This is a genomic window from Pandoraea nosoerga, from assembly GCF_902459585.1.
GTDB lineage: Bacteria > Pseudomonadota > Gammaproteobacteria > Burkholderiales > Burkholderiaceae > Pandoraea > Pandoraea nosoerga.
In genome coordinates, this window is sequence record NZ_CABPSC010000006.1 from 139932 (window position 1) to 157440 (window position 17509).

General features: G+C 64.6%; 14 protein-coding genes. 9 read left to right on the forward strand and 5 right to left on the reverse strand.

The window, feature by feature from the left end:
• Window positions 1–120: 120 nt before the first annotated feature.
• Complete coding sequence (locus PNO31109_RS10015) at window positions 121–825, reverse strand: MHYT domain-containing protein (RefSeq protein ID WP_150555461.1); 705 nt, start codon at window positions 823–825, stop codon at window positions 121–123.
• 427 nt (window positions 826–1252) lie between these two features.
• Here PNO31109_RS10015 and PNO31109_RS10020 point away from each other — a divergent pair, with 427 nt between their 5' ends.
• Complete coding sequence (locus PNO31109_RS10020) at window positions 1253–2818, forward strand: DHA2 family efflux MFS transporter permease subunit (protein ID WP_150555462.1); 1566 nt, start codon at window positions 1253–1255, stop codon at window positions 2816–2818.
• 126 nt (window positions 2819–2944) lie between these two features.
• On the forward strand, window positions 2945–3895 hold the full coding sequence (locus tag PNO31109_RS10025) for a DedA family protein/thiosulfate sulfurtransferase GlpE (RefSeq protein ID WP_150555463.1): 951 nt from the start codon (window positions 2945–2947) through the stop codon (window positions 3893–3895).
• A 102-nt stretch (window positions 3896–3997) separates the two neighbouring features.
• Here the strand turns inward: PNO31109_RS10025 and PNO31109_RS10030 are convergent, their stop codons facing one another.
• Window positions 3998–4453 (reverse strand): MarR family winged helix-turn-helix transcriptional regulator, encoded by a 456-nt coding sequence (locus PNO31109_RS10030; protein ID WP_150555464.1) that lies wholly within the window; start codon window positions 4451–4453, stop codon window positions 3998–4000.
• Between the two features lie 630 nt (window positions 4454–5083).
• On the opposite strand from PNO31109_RS10030, the gene PNO31109_RS10035 reads away from it, so the two are divergent.
• From PNO31109_RS10035 to PNO31109_RS10060, 6 genes are all read left to right on the forward strand, one after another.
• A complete protein-coding gene (locus PNO31109_RS10035) occupies window positions 5084–6859 on the forward strand; it encodes a ClcB-like voltage-gated chloride channel protein (RefSeq protein ID WP_306345234.1) in 1776 nt (591 codons plus the stop codon).
• A complete protein-coding gene (gene mnmC, locus PNO31109_RS10040; RefSeq protein WP_150555465.1) occupies window positions 6856–8862 on the forward strand; it encodes a bifunctional tRNA (5-methylaminomethyl-2-thiouridine)(34)-methyltransferase MnmC2/FAD-dependent 5-carboxymethylaminomethyl-2-thiouridine(34) oxidoreductase MnmC1 in 2007 nt (668 codons plus the stop codon). The genes PNO31109_RS10035 and mnmC overlap by 4 nt, the downstream gene beginning before the upstream one ends.
• A gap of 629 nt (window positions 8863–9491) precedes the next feature.
• Entirely contained in the window at window positions 9492–10697 is a 1206-nt protein-coding gene (locus PNO31109_RS10045; protein ID WP_150555466.1) for a cation:proton antiporter, read from the forward strand.
• A gap of 3 nt (window positions 10698–10700) precedes the next feature.
• Complete coding sequence (locus PNO31109_RS10050) at window positions 10701–11816, forward strand: YbdK family carboxylate-amine ligase (RefSeq protein ID WP_150555467.1); 1116 nt, start codon at window positions 10701–10703, stop codon at window positions 11814–11816.
• A 1501-nt stretch (window positions 11817–13317) separates the two neighbouring features.
• Window positions 13318–13959, forward strand: coding sequence for a MarR family winged helix-turn-helix transcriptional regulator (locus PNO31109_RS10055; protein WP_174966352.1), 642 nt, complete (start codon window positions 13318–13320; stop codon window positions 13957–13959).
• A 193-nt stretch (window positions 13960–14152) separates the two neighbouring features.
• Window positions 14153–14605 (forward strand): SET domain-containing protein, encoded by a 453-nt coding sequence (locus PNO31109_RS10060; RefSeq protein WP_150555468.1) that lies wholly within the window; start codon window positions 14153–14155, stop codon window positions 14603–14605.
• A 201-nt stretch (window positions 14606–14806) separates the two neighbouring features.
• On the opposite strand, the gene PNO31109_RS10065 is transcribed toward PNO31109_RS10060, so the two are convergent.
• Entirely contained in the window at window positions 14807–15238 is a 432-nt protein-coding gene (locus PNO31109_RS10065; RefSeq protein ID WP_277396658.1) for a 4a-hydroxytetrahydrobiopterin dehydratase, read from the reverse strand.
• A gap of 128 nt (window positions 15239–15366) precedes the next feature.
• Window positions 15367–16212 (reverse strand): phenylalanine 4-monooxygenase, encoded by an 846-nt coding sequence (phhA, locus tag PNO31109_RS10070; protein ID WP_150555470.1) that lies wholly within the window; start codon window positions 16210–16212, stop codon window positions 15367–15369.
• Window positions 16213–16353: 141 nt separating this feature from the next.
• On the opposite strand from phhA, the gene PNO31109_RS10075 reads away from it, so the two are divergent.
• Complete coding sequence (locus PNO31109_RS10075) at window positions 16354–16845, forward strand: Lrp/AsnC family transcriptional regulator (RefSeq protein ID WP_039406882.1); 492 nt, start codon at window positions 16354–16356, stop codon at window positions 16843–16845.
• A 109-nt stretch (window positions 16846–16954) separates the two neighbouring features.
• Here the strand turns inward: PNO31109_RS10075 and PNO31109_RS10080 are convergent, their stop codons facing one another.
• Window positions 16955–17470 (reverse strand): FUSC family protein, encoded by a 516-nt coding sequence (locus tag PNO31109_RS10080; protein WP_150555471.1) that lies wholly within the window; start codon window positions 17468–17470, stop codon window positions 16955–16957.
• Between the last annotated feature and the right edge of the window lie 39 nt (window positions 17471–17509).

Here is a 17509-nt window from a genome sequence, read left to right on the forward strand (position 1 = left end):
CGTTTTTCACCACAACGAAACGCCGGACGATCTTTCGATGGTCCGGCGTTTTTGCATTCCCGCGAGGTCAGAGCCCAGGCGCAGGAGCCCACGATTCGGCACGCGCGAGCCGTGCCGCGATCAGGTGTGCCTCGCACGTTGGCGCATGAGCGCGTCGAGGCGGGCCGCCATGCGCTCGCGCCGCCTGCGCGAGGTGCGATAGAGCAGAACCGCCATGGCGAGCAATACCACGCAGGCAATGATGAAAACGCCATACGGCAGCGTGTCGCCTTGCAGCCGCATGCCGATCTGGGCGCGCGTCTGCAGGCTCGTCTCCAGATGGAACGCCAGCCACAACGCCACGCTGGCGGCCACGATCGCGATGAGCACCGACAGCGCAATGATGGTCGTATCCCACTGGAAGTACGCCTGCGTGCGCACCGCGCTCATGCCGAGATAGTGCATGCCGGCCACGCCGAGCCCGCCCACGACGCCCCCCACGATGCAGCGCGCCGCATTGCGATAGGGCGAGCGCGCCACGTACCAGAGCGCCGCGCCCGAGATCACCACGGCCAACAGGAGGCTGCCGAGCGTGGGCCATAGCGCATACGCCACGGGAAATGGCATACGTTGCGCGGCCATGCCGATGAAATGCATGCCCCAGATGCCGATACCGCCGAGTGCGAGTGCCGACACCCCGAGATAGCCCTTGCTGATGCGCCCGTCGTCGTCGCGAATGCGCGAGGCCGCCACCAGCGCGACATAGGCGCCGAGCGCCGATATCACGAACGACAGCAGGACCAGAAACTCACTGTATTGAAGGGGAATGACGCTACCTGGCTGCATGGGCTTATCCTGTGGTTTCGCTTTTCGCCGGGTGCCGAAGGCGCGGGCGAAAGACCTTTGTTCGAGCCTGCACGACTACGCCCCGGGCAGAGCGGACGCGGCATCGCACGCGTCGGGCGTCAGCGGCGATTTCATCCCGCCGCTCCGCCGGCGTCAAGGGGCAAAAGCGTCTGCCGTTCGCCAGAGAAACGCGATTTGCCGCATGCCGCCGTCACGGCACGAAGCCTGCCCGGCGCAAACCCATGGCGCACGCGCGATCCGCGCAGCCGCGATGGTTTTGCGCGATGAAATGGGGTGGAACGTCGCGGTTTAGAGCGACGTTTCCAAACCTGCGTCGCACATCGCCGCGATTTCTGCGGCAACATCGTGGGATCCGGGGACCGCCGCGATCCGTCGGGTCGGGCGCAACGTCAGGGAGATACCTCACATGGCCGACGCCGCCACCGCAAACTCCGCCGCCGCGCCGCAAGGCGCACCGCTGAGCGGCGCGCGACTGGCAATTCTCACCATCGGTCTCGCCCTGGGCACGTTCATGGAGGTGCTCGACACCTCGATCGCCAACGTTGCCGTGCCGACCATTGCCGGCAGCGTGGGCGTATCGAACAGTCAGGGCACCTGGGTCATCAGTTCCTACGCCGTGGCGGCGGCCGTTGCCGTGCCGCTCACCGGTTGGCTCGCGCGACGCGTGGGCGAAGCCCGGCTGTTCGTGTCGTCGGTGGCGGCGTTTACGCTGGCGTCCATGCTGTGCGGCCTCGCGCCGAACATGGAAGCGCTGGTCGTCTGCCGTCTGCTGCAGGGGCTGGTCTCCGGCCCGATGGTGCCGCTCTCGCAGACCATCCTGCTGCGCAGCTTCCCGGAGAAAAAACGCGGGCTCGCGCTGGGCCTGTGGGCCATGACCGTGATCGTCGCGCCGATCTTCGGCCCCGTTGTGGGCGGATGGATCACGGACAACTACACCTGGCCATGGATTTTCTACATCAACGTGCCGGTGGGAGTCTTCTCGGCGGCGTCGTGCTTCGTGCTGCTGCGCGGGCATGAGACGAAGACGCGCAAGCTGCCGATCGACCTCGTCGGGCTGACGCTGCTCGCCATCGGGGTGGGCTCGCTGCAGATGATGCTCGACCTCGGCAAGGACCGCGACTGGTTCAACAACAGCCTGATCGTCACGCTCGCGATCACGGCGGCTGTGTGCCTGTCGTTCCTGGTGCTGTGGGAACTCACGTCCGAGACGCCCATCGTGGATCTCACGCTGTTCAGTGATCGCAATTTCGCACTCGGGGTGGTCGTGATCTCGTTCGGCTTCATGACGTTCTTCGCGTCGGTGGTGATCTTTCCGCTATGGCTGCAGACGGTAATGGACTACACCGCCGGCAAGGCCGGGCTGGCGACCGCGCCGGTGGGCCTGCTCGCACTGGTGCTCTCGCCGATCATCGGACAGAACATGGAGCGGCTCAATCTACGCGCGGTGGCCTCGTTCGCGTTCTTCGTGTTTGCCGGCGTGTCGTTCTGGAATTCAGGCTTCGCGCTGAACATGTCGTTCGCGAAGGTGATCGAGCCGCGGCTCGTGCAGGGCATCGGTATCGCGTGCTTCTTCGTGCCGATGACGACGATCACCCTCTCGAGCATCTCCGACGAACGGCTTGCGGCGGCCTCCGGCCTGTCGAACTTCTTCCGCACGCTCTCGGGTGCAATCGGCACCGCGGTGAGCACGACGATGTGGGAAGATCGCGCGATCTATCACCACGCGCGCCTTGCCGAGCACATCACGCCGTACTCCGAGGCCACCACGAGCTATCTCGACCAATTGCGCCAGGGCCTGGGGCTGCCCCCCGGCGCGGACGTCGGCATGCTCAACGACCTCGTCACCCGGCACGCTTTCATGCTGGCGACCAACGACATCTTCCATCTGTCGGGCTACGTTTTTCTGGCGCTGGCGGTGCTCGTCTGGATGACTCGCCCGAAGCGTGCCGCGAGAGCGGCGCTCGGCCACTGACCGCGCCATCGTTCCAGAAAAGCAACATTACTTTTCGCCTTTCCGGCTTCTGGCCGTCACGACGCGGCGATACCATGCGGTATTGCGCGAATTCGCGCCCGCGCCCCAACACCACAGGTACCCGGCATGTTGTTCGATCTGATCGCCCGCTACGGACTTTGGCTCGTCTTTCTGAATATCTTCGGACAGGCGCTGGGCCTGCCGTTGCCGGCCTATCCCACCCTGATCGTCACGGCGTCCACGTCGCTCTTCCCGGCGGCGCTCATCGTCGCCCTGGCGGTATTCGCGGCGTTGCTCGGCGACGCGCTCTGGTTCCTCGCCGGACGCCGCTACGGGCACCACATCCTGCGGCTGATGTGCCGCCTGTCGATCTCGCCCGACACCTGCGTGAGCCGCACCGAGGGCGCGATGGGGCGCCACGGTGCGCGCGTGCTGATGTTCGCCCGCTTCGTGCCCGGCCTCTCGGCGCTGTCGGTGCCGATGGCCGGCGCCCTCGGCGTGCCATGGCGCAAGTTCCTGATGTACGACGCCATTGGGGCGGCGCTCTGGTCGGGCGTAGCCGTGGCGCTTGGCGTGGGCTTTGCCTCGCACATCGTGGCCGTGCTCGACGCGTTCGATACGCTCGGTCGCGGCGTGCTCTGGCTGGTGGTGATCGTCTTCGCGCTGTACCTGCTCAACCGGTGGCTCAATCGCTACCGGCTGCTGCGCTCGCTGCGCATGGCGCGCATCGGCGTGAAGACGCTCGAAGCCTGGATGAAGGACGAAGTGACGCCGGTCGTCATCGACGTGCGTTCGGCCGCGCGCCGGGCCATCGATCCGTTCACGATTCCGGGCGCCATCGCCATCGAGCCTGACGACAATCTGGCCGAGCAGTTGCGCGATATTCCGCGCGATCGTCGCATCGTGGTGTTCTGCGCCTGCCCGAATGAAGTCACCGCCGCGCGGCTCGCGCAGCAACTGCGCGCGCAAGGCTTCACGGAAGTGCGCCCGCTGCTGGGTGGCCTCGATGCGTGGCGCGACGCCGGTTATACCGTCGAGAAGATCGACGGCGTCGAGATGCTCGTCCCGGCGCACTGACACTGACCGGGCGGCAATCGATTGCGTGCCACTGAATGACGCACGTCCGGCCGAAATGCCGGACGCGCGTTTGTCCTCTCGGACGTTCCCCCCAGACATCGCTCAGGCGTCATTGAGCGCTTCGCGAAGTTGCAGCAGCAGGTTGCGAAGCGTCTTCTGCGCGGCGTCGGACTGGCCCGTGGCGGCCTGGACCTGCGCCGGCACGTAACGCGCCTCGCGACGCAGGCTCACGCCGCGCGGCGTGAGGTCGATGAAGACCTGACGCTCGTCCGCCTCACCACGACGACGCGTCAAAAGTCCCATGGATTCCAGTCTTTTCAGCAGCGGGGTAAGCGTGCCGGAGTCGAGCCCGAGGCGTGCGCCCAGTTGATTGACTGCGATGCCGTCCTGCTCCCAGAGCACGACCATCGCGAGATATTGCGAGTAGGTGAGGCCCAGCCGGTCGAGCATCGGCTTGTGCGCCTTGGTCATGGCAAGCGCTGCCGAATACAACGCGAAACCCAACTGATCTTCCAGACGCACGGGTGTTTTCGGTGCGGTTTTGTTGCTCACTGCCATGCGGGTGTCGCTTCTCTTTTGCCGATTCGATTGCGCGCCATTCTATTTCACGGCGCGCAATGTGGCCAGTTGAAAGGCGGTGTCAGCGCGGCCGGATCATGGCCTCGTCGGCGGGTAACCGGCAGGCAGTCGGGTGACGGCGATGACGGCAATGATGGCGGTGACGGACCGAGGCTTCGGCGTTGCGACCATGGGCCCGGTGCGTTGCGCGCGGCCTCGCAAGAACTCGGGCGCCGCGGTTCCGATGCCGAAATCGCGGGCAGACCGGGGCGGCACGGAGACCGTTTTGAGCGCTCGGCTGCAGCCCACCGCATCGACGCTCGGCGTCGGCCCCCGGAGGTAGCCCCGCGGAGTCCCTAGGGGTCCCTAGGGGTCCCAGGGGCCTCCGATGCGGCCTAAAAAACGCGTTTATGTGAGCGATATTCACTTTTCGGGCGCCAGTCGCGGCGCCTCATCGTGGTGAACCGGAATGTCCGGGCCGGCATGTCCGGGCGGAAACGTCCGATCCGCCCGGGGCACGGGCCGGCTGAGCTCTCATTACCTGAGCAGCACTCAGTTTTCACGGCACCCGCCGGCCGATCTCGCGCCGGATGAGGCCCGCGCTTTCAAATTGAGTCGTCGGTCGATACCATGAGACCCAATTTCGATCACGACCGTCTCTTATCCGTGCCAGCAGTGTCCGCCTGGGCCAAATCGCCTGTCGTTGTGTGGGTGCGGCGTCAATTCGCACCGAACACCCTGCAGATCACGCTGCTGCTCGCCGGCATCGTCGGACTGCTGGGCGCGTTGGCCACCGTGGCGTTCCGGGAAGCGCTCTCCGGCTTGCAGTTCCTGCTGGCGGGGCATCACAGCGGCATGGTCGAGCTGGCGCAGGATCTGAACTGGTGGCAGCGCCTGCTGCTGCCCACCGCGGGCGGCCTCGTCGCGGGGCTGATTCTTCAATACGCCACGCTGTGGGTGCCAAAGAAGGGCGCGGACGACTATATGGAAGCCATCGCCATCGGCACCGGCGTGCTGAGTCTTCGCCAGACGCTCGTCAAGAGCATGTCGTCGCTCTGTTCCGTCGCCTCGGGGGCGTCGATCGGCCGGGAAGGGCCGATGGTGCAGCTCGCGGCGATGTTCGCGTCGCTCGTCGGGCGCATGCTCGCGTTTCCCCCGGAGCGTCTGCGCCTGCTCGTGGCCTGCGGTGCGACGGCCGGCATCACCTCCGCCTACAACGCTCCGATCGCCGGCGCGCTGTTCATCTCCGAGATTGTCTACGGCTCGATTTCGACGACCACGCTCGGACCGCTGGTCGTCGCGTCGGTCATCGCGAACATCGTCATTCGCCAGTTCCTCGGCTACGACGCGGTCTATCAAATGCCGCGCTTCGACTTCGTCTCCGGCTGGGAAGTCTTCTTCTACGTCGGCCTGGGCATTCTCGCGGGCGTGCTCGCACCGATGTTCCTGCGTTTGCTCGACACCGCCAAGCAACGCTTCGGCGCGCTGCCCGTGCCGCTCTTTGTGCGTCTGGCGCTCGGCGGGCTGATCGTTGGCGCGTTGTCGGTGCAGGTGCCCCACGTGTGGGGCAACGGCTACAGCGTGGTGAACTCGATTCTGCATACGCACTGGGCGTGGCAGGCGCTTGCCATGGTGCTGGTCTTCAAGGTGCTGGCCACGGCCTCGTCGGCCGGCTCCGGCGCGGTGGGCGGCGTGTTCACGCCGACACTTTTCGTCGGGGCGGCCCTCGGCAGTCTCTACGGTCTGGCGATGAACGCGCTGGCGCCGGCCACGGCGTCGGTGGCGAGCAGCTACGCCGTGGTCGGCATGGGCGCGTTTCTCGCGGCCACGACCTACGCGCCGCTCATGTCGATCCTGATGATCTTCGAGATGACGCTGAGCTACCAGGTGGTGCTGCCGCTCATGCTCGCCTGCGTGACCGCTTATCTCACGGCGCACGCGCTGCGCGAAGATTCGGTGTACGCGAAGTCGCTGCGCCGCAACCAGGTGGCCGGGCGCTGGCTGTCGATGACCGGCGAAGCCGGCACGATGCGCCTGTCCTCGCTGGCCGAAGACAACGACGCGGTCCTGAGCGCTGCCGCCACCCCGGAAGCTATCGCGCAACGGTTCATCGCCACCGGTTACCGCAACCTCGTGGTGCGTGCCGGGGACGGCGGGCTCGTCGGCACGCTGGACGCCGCGAGCTGGTGGCGGCGTCAAGCCACGGGTGAGCCGGCGCAATGGACGGAGGTGATCACCCCGTGCAAGCCGTTGGACGGCGAGACGACGCTCGTCGCGGCGCTGCGCGCGCTCGGCAAGATGCGCGCGGACTGGGTGCCGGTCGTCGACGCGCAGGGGAAATGGCTCGGCGTGGTGTCGCTGCCCGGGCTCATCGAGATCGTGACCGAAGAGCGGGGTGGCGAATGAGCCGGCGGGCGGGTGCGGGCCCCATCACGCCGGCAGAGCCGGCGACGGCCGCTGACGGCACGCCTTACTCGGCGGCGTTCGACGACGTCTATCACAGCACCGACGGCGCGCTCGGTCAGGCGCGCCACGTCTTTCTCGGCGGCAACGGGCTGCCGGCGCGCTGGCGCGATCGAGCACAATTCGTGATCGTCGAGACGGGCTTTGGCCTCGGGCTGAATTTCCTTGCCACGTGGGCCGCCTGGCGCGACGACCCGCAGCGGCCCGCGCGACTGCACTTCGTGTCGGTCGAGAAGTTTCCGTTCCGGCCGCAGGACTTGCGGCGCATGCTCGAACCGATGCTCGTGCTGCCGGGCATGACCGAACTCGCGCCGCTCGTCCAGCGCCTGTGCGACGCCTGGCCGGCGCCAGTAGCCGGCTGGCACCGGCTCGAGTTGGCGCCCGGCGTGGTGTTGAGCGTCGGCTTTGGAGATTTCTTCGCTCTGATGCCGTCGTTGCGGGTCGGCGCCGATGCTTTCTTTCTCGATGGCTTCGCGCCATCGAAAAACCCCGACATGTGGTCGGCTGACGTCTTCAAGACGCTCGGGCGCATGGCGCGCGACGGCGCCACGCTCGCCACTTACACGGCGGCCGGACAGGTACGGCGCGATCTCGTCGCAGCGGGCTTCCGGATGGAACGCAGGCCCGGCTATGGCCGCAAGCGCGACATGCTCGCCGGCGCCTACGCGCCGCCATACCGCATGCGGCGCTACGATCCGCCCGCCGCGCCGCGTTGGCGCGATCGCGAAGCGATCGTCGTCGGGGCCGGAATGGCTGGCGCCGCGATGGCCCGCCGGCTCGTGGCGCGCGGCTGGCGCGTGCGGCTCTTCGAGCGGGCGCAAGCGCCGGGCTCGGCGGCGTCGGGCAATCCCGCGGGCGTCTTCCATCCCCAACTCTCTGCCGACGATAACGTGCTGTCGCGGCTCACTCGCGCGGGTTTTCTCTACGCGCTCTCGCAATGGCGCGCGCTGCCGGGCGGGTTGCCCGGGCGCGCGGACGGCCTGCTGCAAGTCGCCGGCAATGACGCCGAGGCGCACGCGATGGCGCAGTTGATGGCCGCCCATGCATATCCGCCGGCTTATGCGAGGTGGGTCGACGCAGCGCAGGCCAGCGCGCTCGCAGGCGAGACGCTCGCCCATGGCGGCGTCTGGTTCCCGGAAGGCGGCTGGCTCGCCCCGGCCATGCTCTGCCGCGCGGAACTGGTTGCGGCCGGGCCCGCGCTCGATGCGCGCTACGGCGTGACAGTGGACCGGCTGGTGCAGTGCGGCGGGCGCTGGGCGGCCGTCGACGGCAACGGGCAGGTGCTGGCCGAAGCCGACGTTGCCATCGTCACGGCGGCCGACGTCTCGCAGCGCCTGCTCGCACCTTACCTTGCGCCCGAATTCGTGCCCGTCCGGAAAGTACGCGGGCAATTGACGTTCCTGCCGCCGGACACCTTGCCCGGCCTGCGCGTGCCGGTCTGCGGCGATGGCTACGTCGCACCGTCGCCGCTGGCCGGGGCGGGGCCGGTCACGGGCGCGACGTATGGCTTCGACGACCCGGCCGAAGACGTGCGCGTGGCCGATCACCAGGCCAACCTGCGGCGCCTCGCCGCATTGCTGCCCGCCCATGCAAAGACATTCGGCGAGACCGGGCTCGGCGGCGAGCGCGCCGCCGCCGAGCTTGGCGGACGCACGGCATTTCGGGCGCTCGTCCCCGATCGCCTGCCGATGGCCGGGCAATTGCCGGACGTGGCCGCCATCGAGCCGCAGCAGCGGCGCCTGGCCGGCGCACACCTGCGCGATTTGCCGCGTCTGGACGGTCTGTATGCCAGCTTCGCCTTCGGCTCGCGCGGGCTGGTCTTCGCGTCGCTGTGCGCGGAACTCGTTGCGAGTCAGATCGAAGGCGAGCCGTGGCCGGTGGGAAGCGAGCTCGCCGACGCCATCGATCCGGCGCGCTACCTCATGCAGGCGCTGCGCAAGCGCTGAGCGCCGAAGCGGTGGCGCACAGGTCGCCGCGCCGCGATGCCATCTCGCCAAAGGGAGCCCCTAGGCGGGTCCGTGGGCGGGTTCATGGGCGAGTTCATGGGCAAGTTCACGCGGGTCCCGGACCGGATCCCTGAGCGGCCGCTGCTTGCGGTCAATGTGCTGACTCAACAACGAGATGCCGTCCAGACATACCGCCGTGCTCCGAATTATCGATCCACTTGTCGATCCCCCTATCGATTCACCATCAATAAATCGAATCTGACCCCGTAGGGGTGAAAGACCCACCCCGTGCGGGGCCGACGCGCTGCGCGCTTGCCCCGGCACACCGTCTCCGTTCTCCAGCACCGGGCTGGCGCGAGCTCCGAAACCGTGGTTCCAAGCGGCGATTGGCCGCGCGGGGCCGGTTCGGTGGTTCGGCGGCTCAGGGGCTCAGGGGTCCGCAGGAGGGCCGCCGGCTTGCCGTCAGCCAGGCGATGGCCGGCCTTCACGGGCCTCGGAAACCGAGTGTGGCAAAATAAACCCAACCCTTCGGGTTCGTCGCGCATTTGTCGTTCATCCGCAACCCCGCGCGCGACTTTCTTTTCCTTTTCACCACTTGATGCGCCGTCAAGCGGCGCAAAGCGAGCATTATGACGTCGGAACTGTCCCTCTTCCCGGGCTGGCCGCCGGCGCCCGACCCCGTTTTCTTTGCCGGGCTGGCATTGGTATTTGCCGGCCTCGCAGGAGAAATCTGTTTCCGGAGACTGCGCCTGCCGCGCATCACCGGTTACGCCGTGGTCGGGCTGGTTGGCGGCACCCTGGGTCTTTCCTCGATGCTGGACGCGCAAACGAGCGCTGCCATCCGGCTGCTGATCGACCTGGCGCTGGGCCTGCTGCTCTTCGAACTGGGCAGCCGCCTCAACCTGAAATGGATGCGGGCCAACCCCTGGATCATCGTCACGAGTGCACTCGAGGCGCTGCTCACCTTTGTCGCGGTCTATGCCGTGCTGCGCGTATTTGGCATAACGCCGCTCACGGCCGTACTCATTGCGTCGATCAGCATGGCCACGTCACCGGCAGTCGTCATCCAGCTCAAGAACGAGCTGCGCGCCGAAGGCCAGGTGACCGAGCGATTGCTGGCGCTGGCCGCGCTCAACAGCGTGTACGCCGTGGTCGCCGTGAAGCTCGTCTACGGCTGGATGCACCAGGCGTATCACTCGAGCGTGTGGGTCGTGATGTTCCATCCGCTGTACCTGCTCATCGGCTCGATCGTGCTGGCGTTCGTCCTGGCCAAGGCGTGCAACCTCGTGTTCCGCAGCTTCGGCAGCCAGGACCATCACGCGTTCGTGATGCTCATCGGTCTGATCATGCTGATGGTGGCGCTCGTGCACATGCTCAAGCTGCCGAACTCGCTCACGCTGCTGCTCGCCGGGATCATTTTCCGGAACCTGGAGGAGCGCCCGCAGCTCTGGCCCGCGTACTTCGGCACGGCCGGCTGGCTGCTTGCCGTGGTGCTGTTCGTGCTGACGTCGCTGGCCTTCCAGTGGGAGTACCTCGTGCTCGGCGGTCTCGCCGCGGCCGCGATCATCGTGGTGCGTCTGGCCGCAAAGGTGGTCGGCACGGTGGCCGTGGCGCATCAGGCCGGTATCAGCTACAGGCAGGCCGTCGCGCTTGGGCTGTCGCTGTGCCCGATGGCCAGTCTCGCGTTCGTACTCGTTGCCGATACCTACGACATTTACCCCCAGTTCGATCCAACGCTCAAAGCCGTGGTGATGTGCGCCATCGCGTTGCTGCAACTGGTCGCGCCGCTGGTGGTCTATTGGGCATTGGCCCTTGTCGGTGAACGGAAGGATTAAGCCATGTCATTAGAAGAATTCATTCCCTCGAAGCCGTGTACGTTCGGGGTGGAGCTCGAGATGCAGATCGTCAATCGTCACGACTACGATCTGACCAAGGCTGCCGCCGACGTGATGCGTCTCGTGGCCAAGGAGACGCACCCGGGCGACATCAAGCCCGAGATGACCGAGAGCATGATCGAGCTCTCCACGGACATCTGCCACCACCACAGCGACGCCGTCGCACAACTGCGGCGAATTCGCGACGTGCTCGTCGCGGCGGCCGAGCAGCTCAACATCGGGCTGTGCGGCGGCGGCACGCACGCCTTCCAGCGATGGAGCGAGCGCACCATCTACGACTCGCCGCGCTTTCATTTCCTTTCCGAACTCTACGGCTATCTCGCCAAGCAGTTCACCGTGTTCGGCCAGCACGTGCACATCGGCTGTCCCGACCCGGACAGCGCGCTCTATCTGCTGCATGCGATGTCGCGCTATATTCCGCACTTCATTGCGCTGTCGGCGTCCTCGCCTTACGTGCAGGGGGTCGACACAGGCTTTCATTCCGCGCGATTGAATTCGGTGTTCGCATTCCCGCTCTCGGGCCGCGCACCGTTCGTGCTCAAGTGGGAAGACTTCGAGACGTATTTCGACAAGATGGTGAAAACCGGCGTTGTCGAGAGCATGAAGGACTTCTACTGGGACATTCGGCCAAAACCGGGTTTTGGGACGATCGAGGTGCGGGTGATGGATACCCCCCTGTCCGTCGACCGCGCGGCCGCCATCGCCTGTTATATCCAGTCTCTGGCCCGTTATCTGCTCGAGGAGCGCCCGTTCGTGCTCAGCGAGGACGATTACCTCGTCTATACCTTCAATCGCTTCGAGGCCTGCCGCTTCGGTCTGGAAGGCGCTTATGTGAACCCGCAGACAGGCGAGCGCACCACGCTGGGCCAGCACGTCGCGCAAACGCTCGAGGTCATCAAGCCGCATGCGGCGGCCCTGGAGGCCGAAGGCGCCTGCGAGGAGATCCGTCAGTTGGTCGCTTCAGGCAAGAACGACGCCGTATGGCTGCGCGAAGTCCAGGCCGACGCCAAGTCACTCAATGAAATGGTTCGCCAGCAGTGTCTGCGCTGGGCGGCATGACCTGAACCGGCCTGGAACACGGGCGTCGCGCGAACAGGATGTCTCGCGATGCGCGTCATTTGGGATCGGTGTTACCAAACCCCGCCTTGGCGGGGTTTTTTATTGCCGTCGCGATTTACGGCAGGCGGTAGCAGCCGGTTTTGCGGCACCCGGGCGTGCGCGTTGCGCAATGTGTCCCGTTGGGGACGATCGGGCCAGACAGCATGAACAAAACGAACAAGGCGGACAGGGCAGACAGGGGGAACGGCGCGAACAGGACAAAAGCGCCTGTGAGAGGGGAATTCCGCGCCGCGGGCGCCGCGTTTTCCACCGTTGCGGCGAAGCGGGTTCACACGTTTTTGCTCGGCTCGTAGCGAGGTTTTAAGGTTTTAATAGGTTTACTGTATGTATACATAGTAGTAGTTAACAAAGGCGGACCACTCCTGTGGATAACCACAGTTAACCGTGTGTAAACAGGATCTTGGCGAAATAAGAACTGGATGGAAAAACAGCGGGTATCCCGAGAACAAGTCGGAACAGTTTTGGGCCCCTGTGGAAACCTTCTGAAGTTATCCCGATGCCATGCACATCTAGTCCGACAAGTTATCCAGAAAGTTATCCACAGGCGCTTAAATTTTGTGCAGAAGGCCCTGAAATATGCGGTTTTGTGGATAATTTTGACGTTCTCGCGTCGCTCGCCTGGTTCGCGGCTACAATCTCGCCACTTTGTTTAGAGACCTGCCGGACGCGGTGCGAAAAGTGACTGATTCTGGTTTTGCTGGCTGCAACGAGCGAAATCGCCGGCATCGTCCAATTCTTCGTTTCGTGTGTTCGAACGGCCATGCCAACGTACACACTCACGACTTCACTTCCCGACTTTTCCGGCGAAACCGGCCTTCGGCCGACCCCCGGCCACTAACGATCCGCCGTTGTGTTTCAAATCATTTGCGTTCTGTCCGAAACGGCCAGATGAATGGCGCAGTCACGACCCCGGCATCCGGACATGCGGATCTCTCGAAAATCGAGAGATTTTTTGTGGCCCCGGTGGGGAACCTTGCATCGCGCAAAGGGATCGTTAAGGTCTGCAAGCCATGCGCGGCGCGGCTTCGCGCGCGACGGCGAATTTGTTGAGGGATGCAAGAGAACGGCGCCTGTGACCACTATTCAGCGAGCGATGAAATTCGCATGGGATGCGAAACGTTTTCAATGACGCGCCGCTTCGCATGGCGAGTGCGCAGGACACCAATATTTTGTAAACATCGTGAGTAGGATTTGGGAGATCAGTACAAGAACTGATACGCCAAAATTAAACTCGGAACACACAATGGAATCGTGGTGGGAAGGCAGGTTCAACAGCGACTTGCCGTCGCGTATCGACACGGAAGTGCTTTAGGGTTTCCCCCGGGCGGGGCGCCGGAACGCAGGACAAATGTGGGTCATGACGTGTGATGCACCGCCTGGGAGTTCGTATTTGACAAGCTGTTTTATCGACGTATAGTTTTTAGAAATCCTAAAGAAAATCATGGCTACTCCGACCCCACTTGATGAAGCGCTCTCCAAGCGCGTGACGGCAGGTTTGTTGCGCATGGGAACAGCGTTACGGAGCCACGCCTGGGAAGGCGCGGCAATGGCTGGATTGACGCCGACGCAGGGTGAGATACTCACCCTATTGCTAGCGCGCGGCGTGCCGATGCGACTGGGCGAAATCGCGGAGGATGCGGCGCTCACGTCGGCCACGGTGAGCGAGGCCGTGAGCACACTCGAAAGCAAGGATCTGGTTGAAAAACGCCGCGACGTCAACGATGGTCGCGCGTTGGCGCTGCGCTTGACCGCCCGGGGCAAGACCGCCGCCAGGAAAGCGTCGCAATGGCCGAACTTCCTGATGACGGCCTCGGAGACGCTCAACGAGAAGGAGCGCTCGCAGTTCTACCGCACGCTGCTCAAACTCGTCTTCACGATGCAGGAGCGTGGCGACATGCCGCCGCAGCGTATGTGCCTGACATGCACTCACTTCGAGGTGAACGCGCGCGGCAAGGGCCCGTACTACTGCGATTACTTCAACGCGACGTATGACGATTCCCGACTGCCGATCGACTGTAACGCGCACGAGGAAGCCGACATCGCCACGCAGCGCAAGATCTGGAAGATCTACAGCAAGGCCTGAACGAAAGACGGCATTCGTCCGAATCGATCGACTCGGACGATTGTGGACGATCGTCTCGCGTCGAGCGTGCGTCAGGGGAAAACGTCATCCGATACCGGGTGACGTTTTTTTTCGTTTTGCGTTGTCACGCACATGATGGCCTCGTGCCTGTACACTGCGCTTTTTTGCATTCACGAAACCTCGTCGCATAGACATGGCAGCCAAGCGCAGAATCGAAGTCAGGAAGTCGGGCGTCCACGGTAAAGGTGTGTACGCGCTCAAGCGCCTCAAGAAGGGAGACCGCGTGATCGAATACAAGGGCGAGATCATTTCGTGGCGCGAAGCGCTGCGCCGCCATCCGCACGATCCGGAACACCCGACGCATACTTTCTACTTCAGTCTGGAAGACGGCCGCTGCATCGACGGCAAGGTCAACGGCAACAACGCGCGCTGGATCAACCACGCGTGTTCGCCGAATTGCGAAGCCCGCGAAGAGGGCGATCGCGTGTATATCTATGCGCTGCGCGACATCGAGCCGGGCGAAGAGCTTTTTTACGATTACGGTCTGGTGATCGACGCGCGTTACACCAAGAAACTCAAACGAGAATATGCGTGCCACTGCGGCAGCAAGGATTGCCGCGGCACGTTGCTGGCGCCCAAGCGCTGATTCGCCGGCGAACGCGAAAAAAGGCAGCGTCCGAAAAGTGATCGCAGACCGGCACGCGCGAGCCGGGCGAGGGTGACGAAGACCGGTTGAGCGGCATCGGTGCGGATCGGGCCTGTGGGGTGCGTCCTGGCCGCGATACCGTCCGATGCTGAGAGAAACGCCCCGAAACGCGTGGTTGGGGCAATGCGAAGACGGCCGCGTTCAGCTCGAGCTGCGGTCGCCGGCAAACTGGTCGATGGCGAGCGCGAGGTCGACGTCGCGCTGGGTCAGGCCGTCGGCGTCGTGCGTCGAGAGCGTGATGTCCACGCGGTTGTAGACGTTGAACCACTCGGGATGGTGATTCATCTTCTCGGCCTTGAGCGCCACTTGCGCCATGAAGCCGAAGGCTTCGTTGAAGTCGTGGAACGTGAAGCTGCGCTGGATGGCGTCGCGGCCGACCACCTGATGCCACTCGGGCAGCACTTCGGCCAGGCCGGCGCGAGCCTCGGATGAGAGTCGTGTTGTCATAGCATTCCTTTCAAAACGTTCGGTTTGAATCGGGCCAATTCGAACGCACCGGCGTCGGCACGACGCCAGTGATGGCCGCGCGCCGGACACGGGAGGGTACTCGGCCGAGCCGCACGCGGCGCCCATGAAGCGGCGGGGTCGCCATTTCATGCGGTCTATTGTTTCACAGGCAGGCGGTGCGTGTGTCGAAGCGCCTGGATGGGGCGCTGGCAAAGACAAGCGGTGACGAGGGCCGACCCGCTCGCGCGCCGCGCTCACGCGGGCAGCAGGATTGGCGTGTCTTGCGGCTCGCGAGCGTTTGCCGCGAAAGGTGACGTCTCGGCAAAGGTCTTGAAGAGCGTGGGCAGATCGGCGCGCATCGCCTCGAACAGTTGGGCGAAATCATCGATCACGAAGTACGTTTGCTGAAACGTGTCGATGCGGTATTGCGTGCGCAGCACGCGCTCGAGCGAAAAGCCGATGCGGTTCGGTTCGCGCGAGGTGAGGGAGAACTCGGTTTCGCCGCGGCTCGAGACGATGCCGGCGCCGTAGATGCGCAGACCGTCGCCGTCGCGCATCAGACCGAATTCGACGGTGTACCAGTACAGGCGTGCGAGCAGCGGCAGTGCGCCCAGCGACTGCGCGAGCTTGCCGGCCTCGCCATAGGCCTGCATGAACTCGGCGAACACCGGGTTGGCAAGCAGCGGTACGTGACCGAATACGTCGTGAAAGCAGTCGGGTTCCTGCAGGTAGTCGAGCTGATCGGGGCGTCGCATCCACCATGTGGCCGGAAAGCGACGATGGGCGAGATGGTCGAAGAAGACCTCGTCCGGCACGAGGCCGGGCACCGCGACGACCTGCCAGCCGGTGGCGCGCATCAGTTTTTCGTTGAGACGGGCGAACTCCGGCACGCGACGGGCGTCCATGTCGAGAGCGTGAATACCGTCCATGAACGCCTCGCACACGCGTCCGGGAAGCATTGCCGTCTGACGTTCGTAGAGTTGTTGCCACACCGCGTGATCGACCGCGCCGTATTGTTCGACGGGCTGGTCGATCGTGAAGTCGGGCCGGGTCGTGAGACCGGCGTCGAACTGCTCCTGGAGCATGGCGGTGAGGGACATGATGCGGACGACTCAATCAAGCGGTTGCAATGATTGAAAGTGTAGTGCGCAGGGCGTGCGAAATGGGCGCATAATGCGCCTGTGGTGAAAGTGGTTTGCATAAAGTTCGCATAAAAAAGCGATTTATTGCGGAGAATCGTCATGCTTGATCTGGATAGCTTCGATTTGGCCCTTCTGGACGCATTGCAGAAGGAAGGACGGGCCACGCATCACCAGTTGGCCGAGCACGTGGCGCTCTCTGCGTCACAGATCGGCCGGCGCTTGCAGCGGCTCGAAGCGGCGGGGGTCATCGAGGGATATCGCGTGGTGCTGCGGCCCGAGGCGCTGGGCCTGGCCGTGACGGCGTTCACGACACTGCGTCTGCAGCATCACGGCGACCAGGTCATCGAGCGCTTCCAGGCGGAGATCGATCTGCTGCCCGAGGTGCTCGAGTGTCACGCCGTGGTCGGCGAGGCGGACTACCTGCTGCGAATCGTCGTCCCGGATCTGAACGCGTTGTCGGCGTTCGTCATGAAGCGGCTGATGCAGGTGCCGGGCGTCGAGAACGTTCGCTCGAACATCGTGCTGAGCGCTTTCAAGCGCAGCAACGCGCTGCCCCTCCACTATCTGGCCAACCGGCAGACGTCGCGCTGACAGGCGCGACGGCCCGCAGCCGCGCGCCCGAGCCGTCCGGGCCTTTCGAAACCTTCCGAGGCTTCCGGGCCGCGAGACACGCCCGGAATGGCGCAGTCGTCACGCCGCCTCAGTCGGACGGCATGAGCCACGGTTTCACGTATCGCCCATAGATCAGCGACTGGACCAGGGCGACTGTGGAGCCGACCAGCACCTCAATCACGCGCAGCATGGCGAGGCTCAGTTCTTCGTGCAGCCCTTGCTCCTGACCGCTCAAGGCCGCGGACATCAGGATCACGACCGTTGCCGGCCCGAGCCGCCAGTTCGACGGATAGTTCTGCACCAGCATGGCCGCGAGCGTGGCGATCGTGATGCCCAGCAGCATCGGCGCCAGCCCCGGCCCGATCATCAGCAAGACCACACATGCCACGACCGCGCCGGTGATCGTGTTGATCGAGCGCGCCTTGAAGTTGCTGCGCGCCTGCATCGGGTCGGGCTCGGTAACGATGATGAGCGAGATCATCGCCCAGTACGGCTCCGGAAAGCCGGCGGCGCGCAGACCGAACCAGACGATCAGCGAACCGGTGAGGATCTTGACCAGGTAGACCAGCGCGTTCTTCTTCGGATGGAGAAAGGCGATGGACATGGCGCGCTCGCAACGCACATAGGGAAAGACGCCAGTGTG

Coding starts and splice junctions, on each gene's coding strand:
- PNO31109_RS10015 (WP_150555461.1), bottom strand. CDS start 825: ATGCAGCCAGGTAGCGTCATTCCCCTTCAATACAGTGAGTTTCTGGTC.
- PNO31109_RS10020 (WP_150555462.1), top strand. CDS start 1,253: ATGGCCGACGCCGCCACCGCAAACTCCGCCGCCGCGCCGCAAGGCGCA.
- PNO31109_RS10025 (WP_150555463.1), top strand. CDS start 2,945: ATGTTGTTCGATCTGATCGCCCGCTACGGACTTTGGCTCGTCTTTCTG.
- PNO31109_RS10030 (WP_150555464.1), bottom strand. CDS start 4,453: ATGGCAGTGAGCAACAAAACCGCACCGAAAACACCCGTGCGTCTGGAA.
- PNO31109_RS10035 (WP_306345234.1), top strand. CDS start 5,084: ATGAGACCCAATTTCGATCACGACCGTCTCTTATCCGTGCCAGCAGTG.
- mnmC (WP_150555465.1), top strand. CDS start 6,856: ATGAGCCGGCGGGCGGGTGCGGGCCCCATCACGCCGGCAGAGCCGGCG.
- PNO31109_RS10045 (WP_150555466.1), top strand. CDS start 9,492: ATGACGTCGGAACTGTCCCTCTTCCCGGGCTGGCCGCCGGCGCCCGAC.
- PNO31109_RS10050 (WP_150555467.1), top strand. CDS start 10,701: ATGTCATTAGAAGAATTCATTCCCTCGAAGCCGTGTACGTTCGGGGTG.
- PNO31109_RS10055 (WP_174966352.1), top strand. CDS start 13,318: ATGGCTACTCCGACCCCACTTGATGAAGCGCTCTCCAAGCGCGTGACG.
- PNO31109_RS10060 (WP_150555468.1), top strand. CDS start 14,153: ATGGCAGCCAAGCGCAGAATCGAAGTCAGGAAGTCGGGCGTCCACGGT.
- PNO31109_RS10065 (WP_277396658.1), bottom strand. CDS start 15,238: ATGGGCGCCGCGTGCGGCTCGGCCGAGTACCCTCCCGTGTCCGGCGCG.
- phhA (WP_150555470.1), bottom strand. CDS start 16,212: ATGTCCCTCACCGCCATGCTCCAGGAGCAGTTCGACGCCGGTCTCACG.
- PNO31109_RS10075 (WP_039406882.1), top strand. CDS start 16,354: ATGCTTGATCTGGATAGCTTCGATTTGGCCCTTCTGGACGCATTGCAG.
- PNO31109_RS10080 (WP_150555471.1), bottom strand. CDS start 17,470: ATGTCCATCGCCTTTCTCCATCCGAAGAAGAACGCGCTGGTCTACCTG.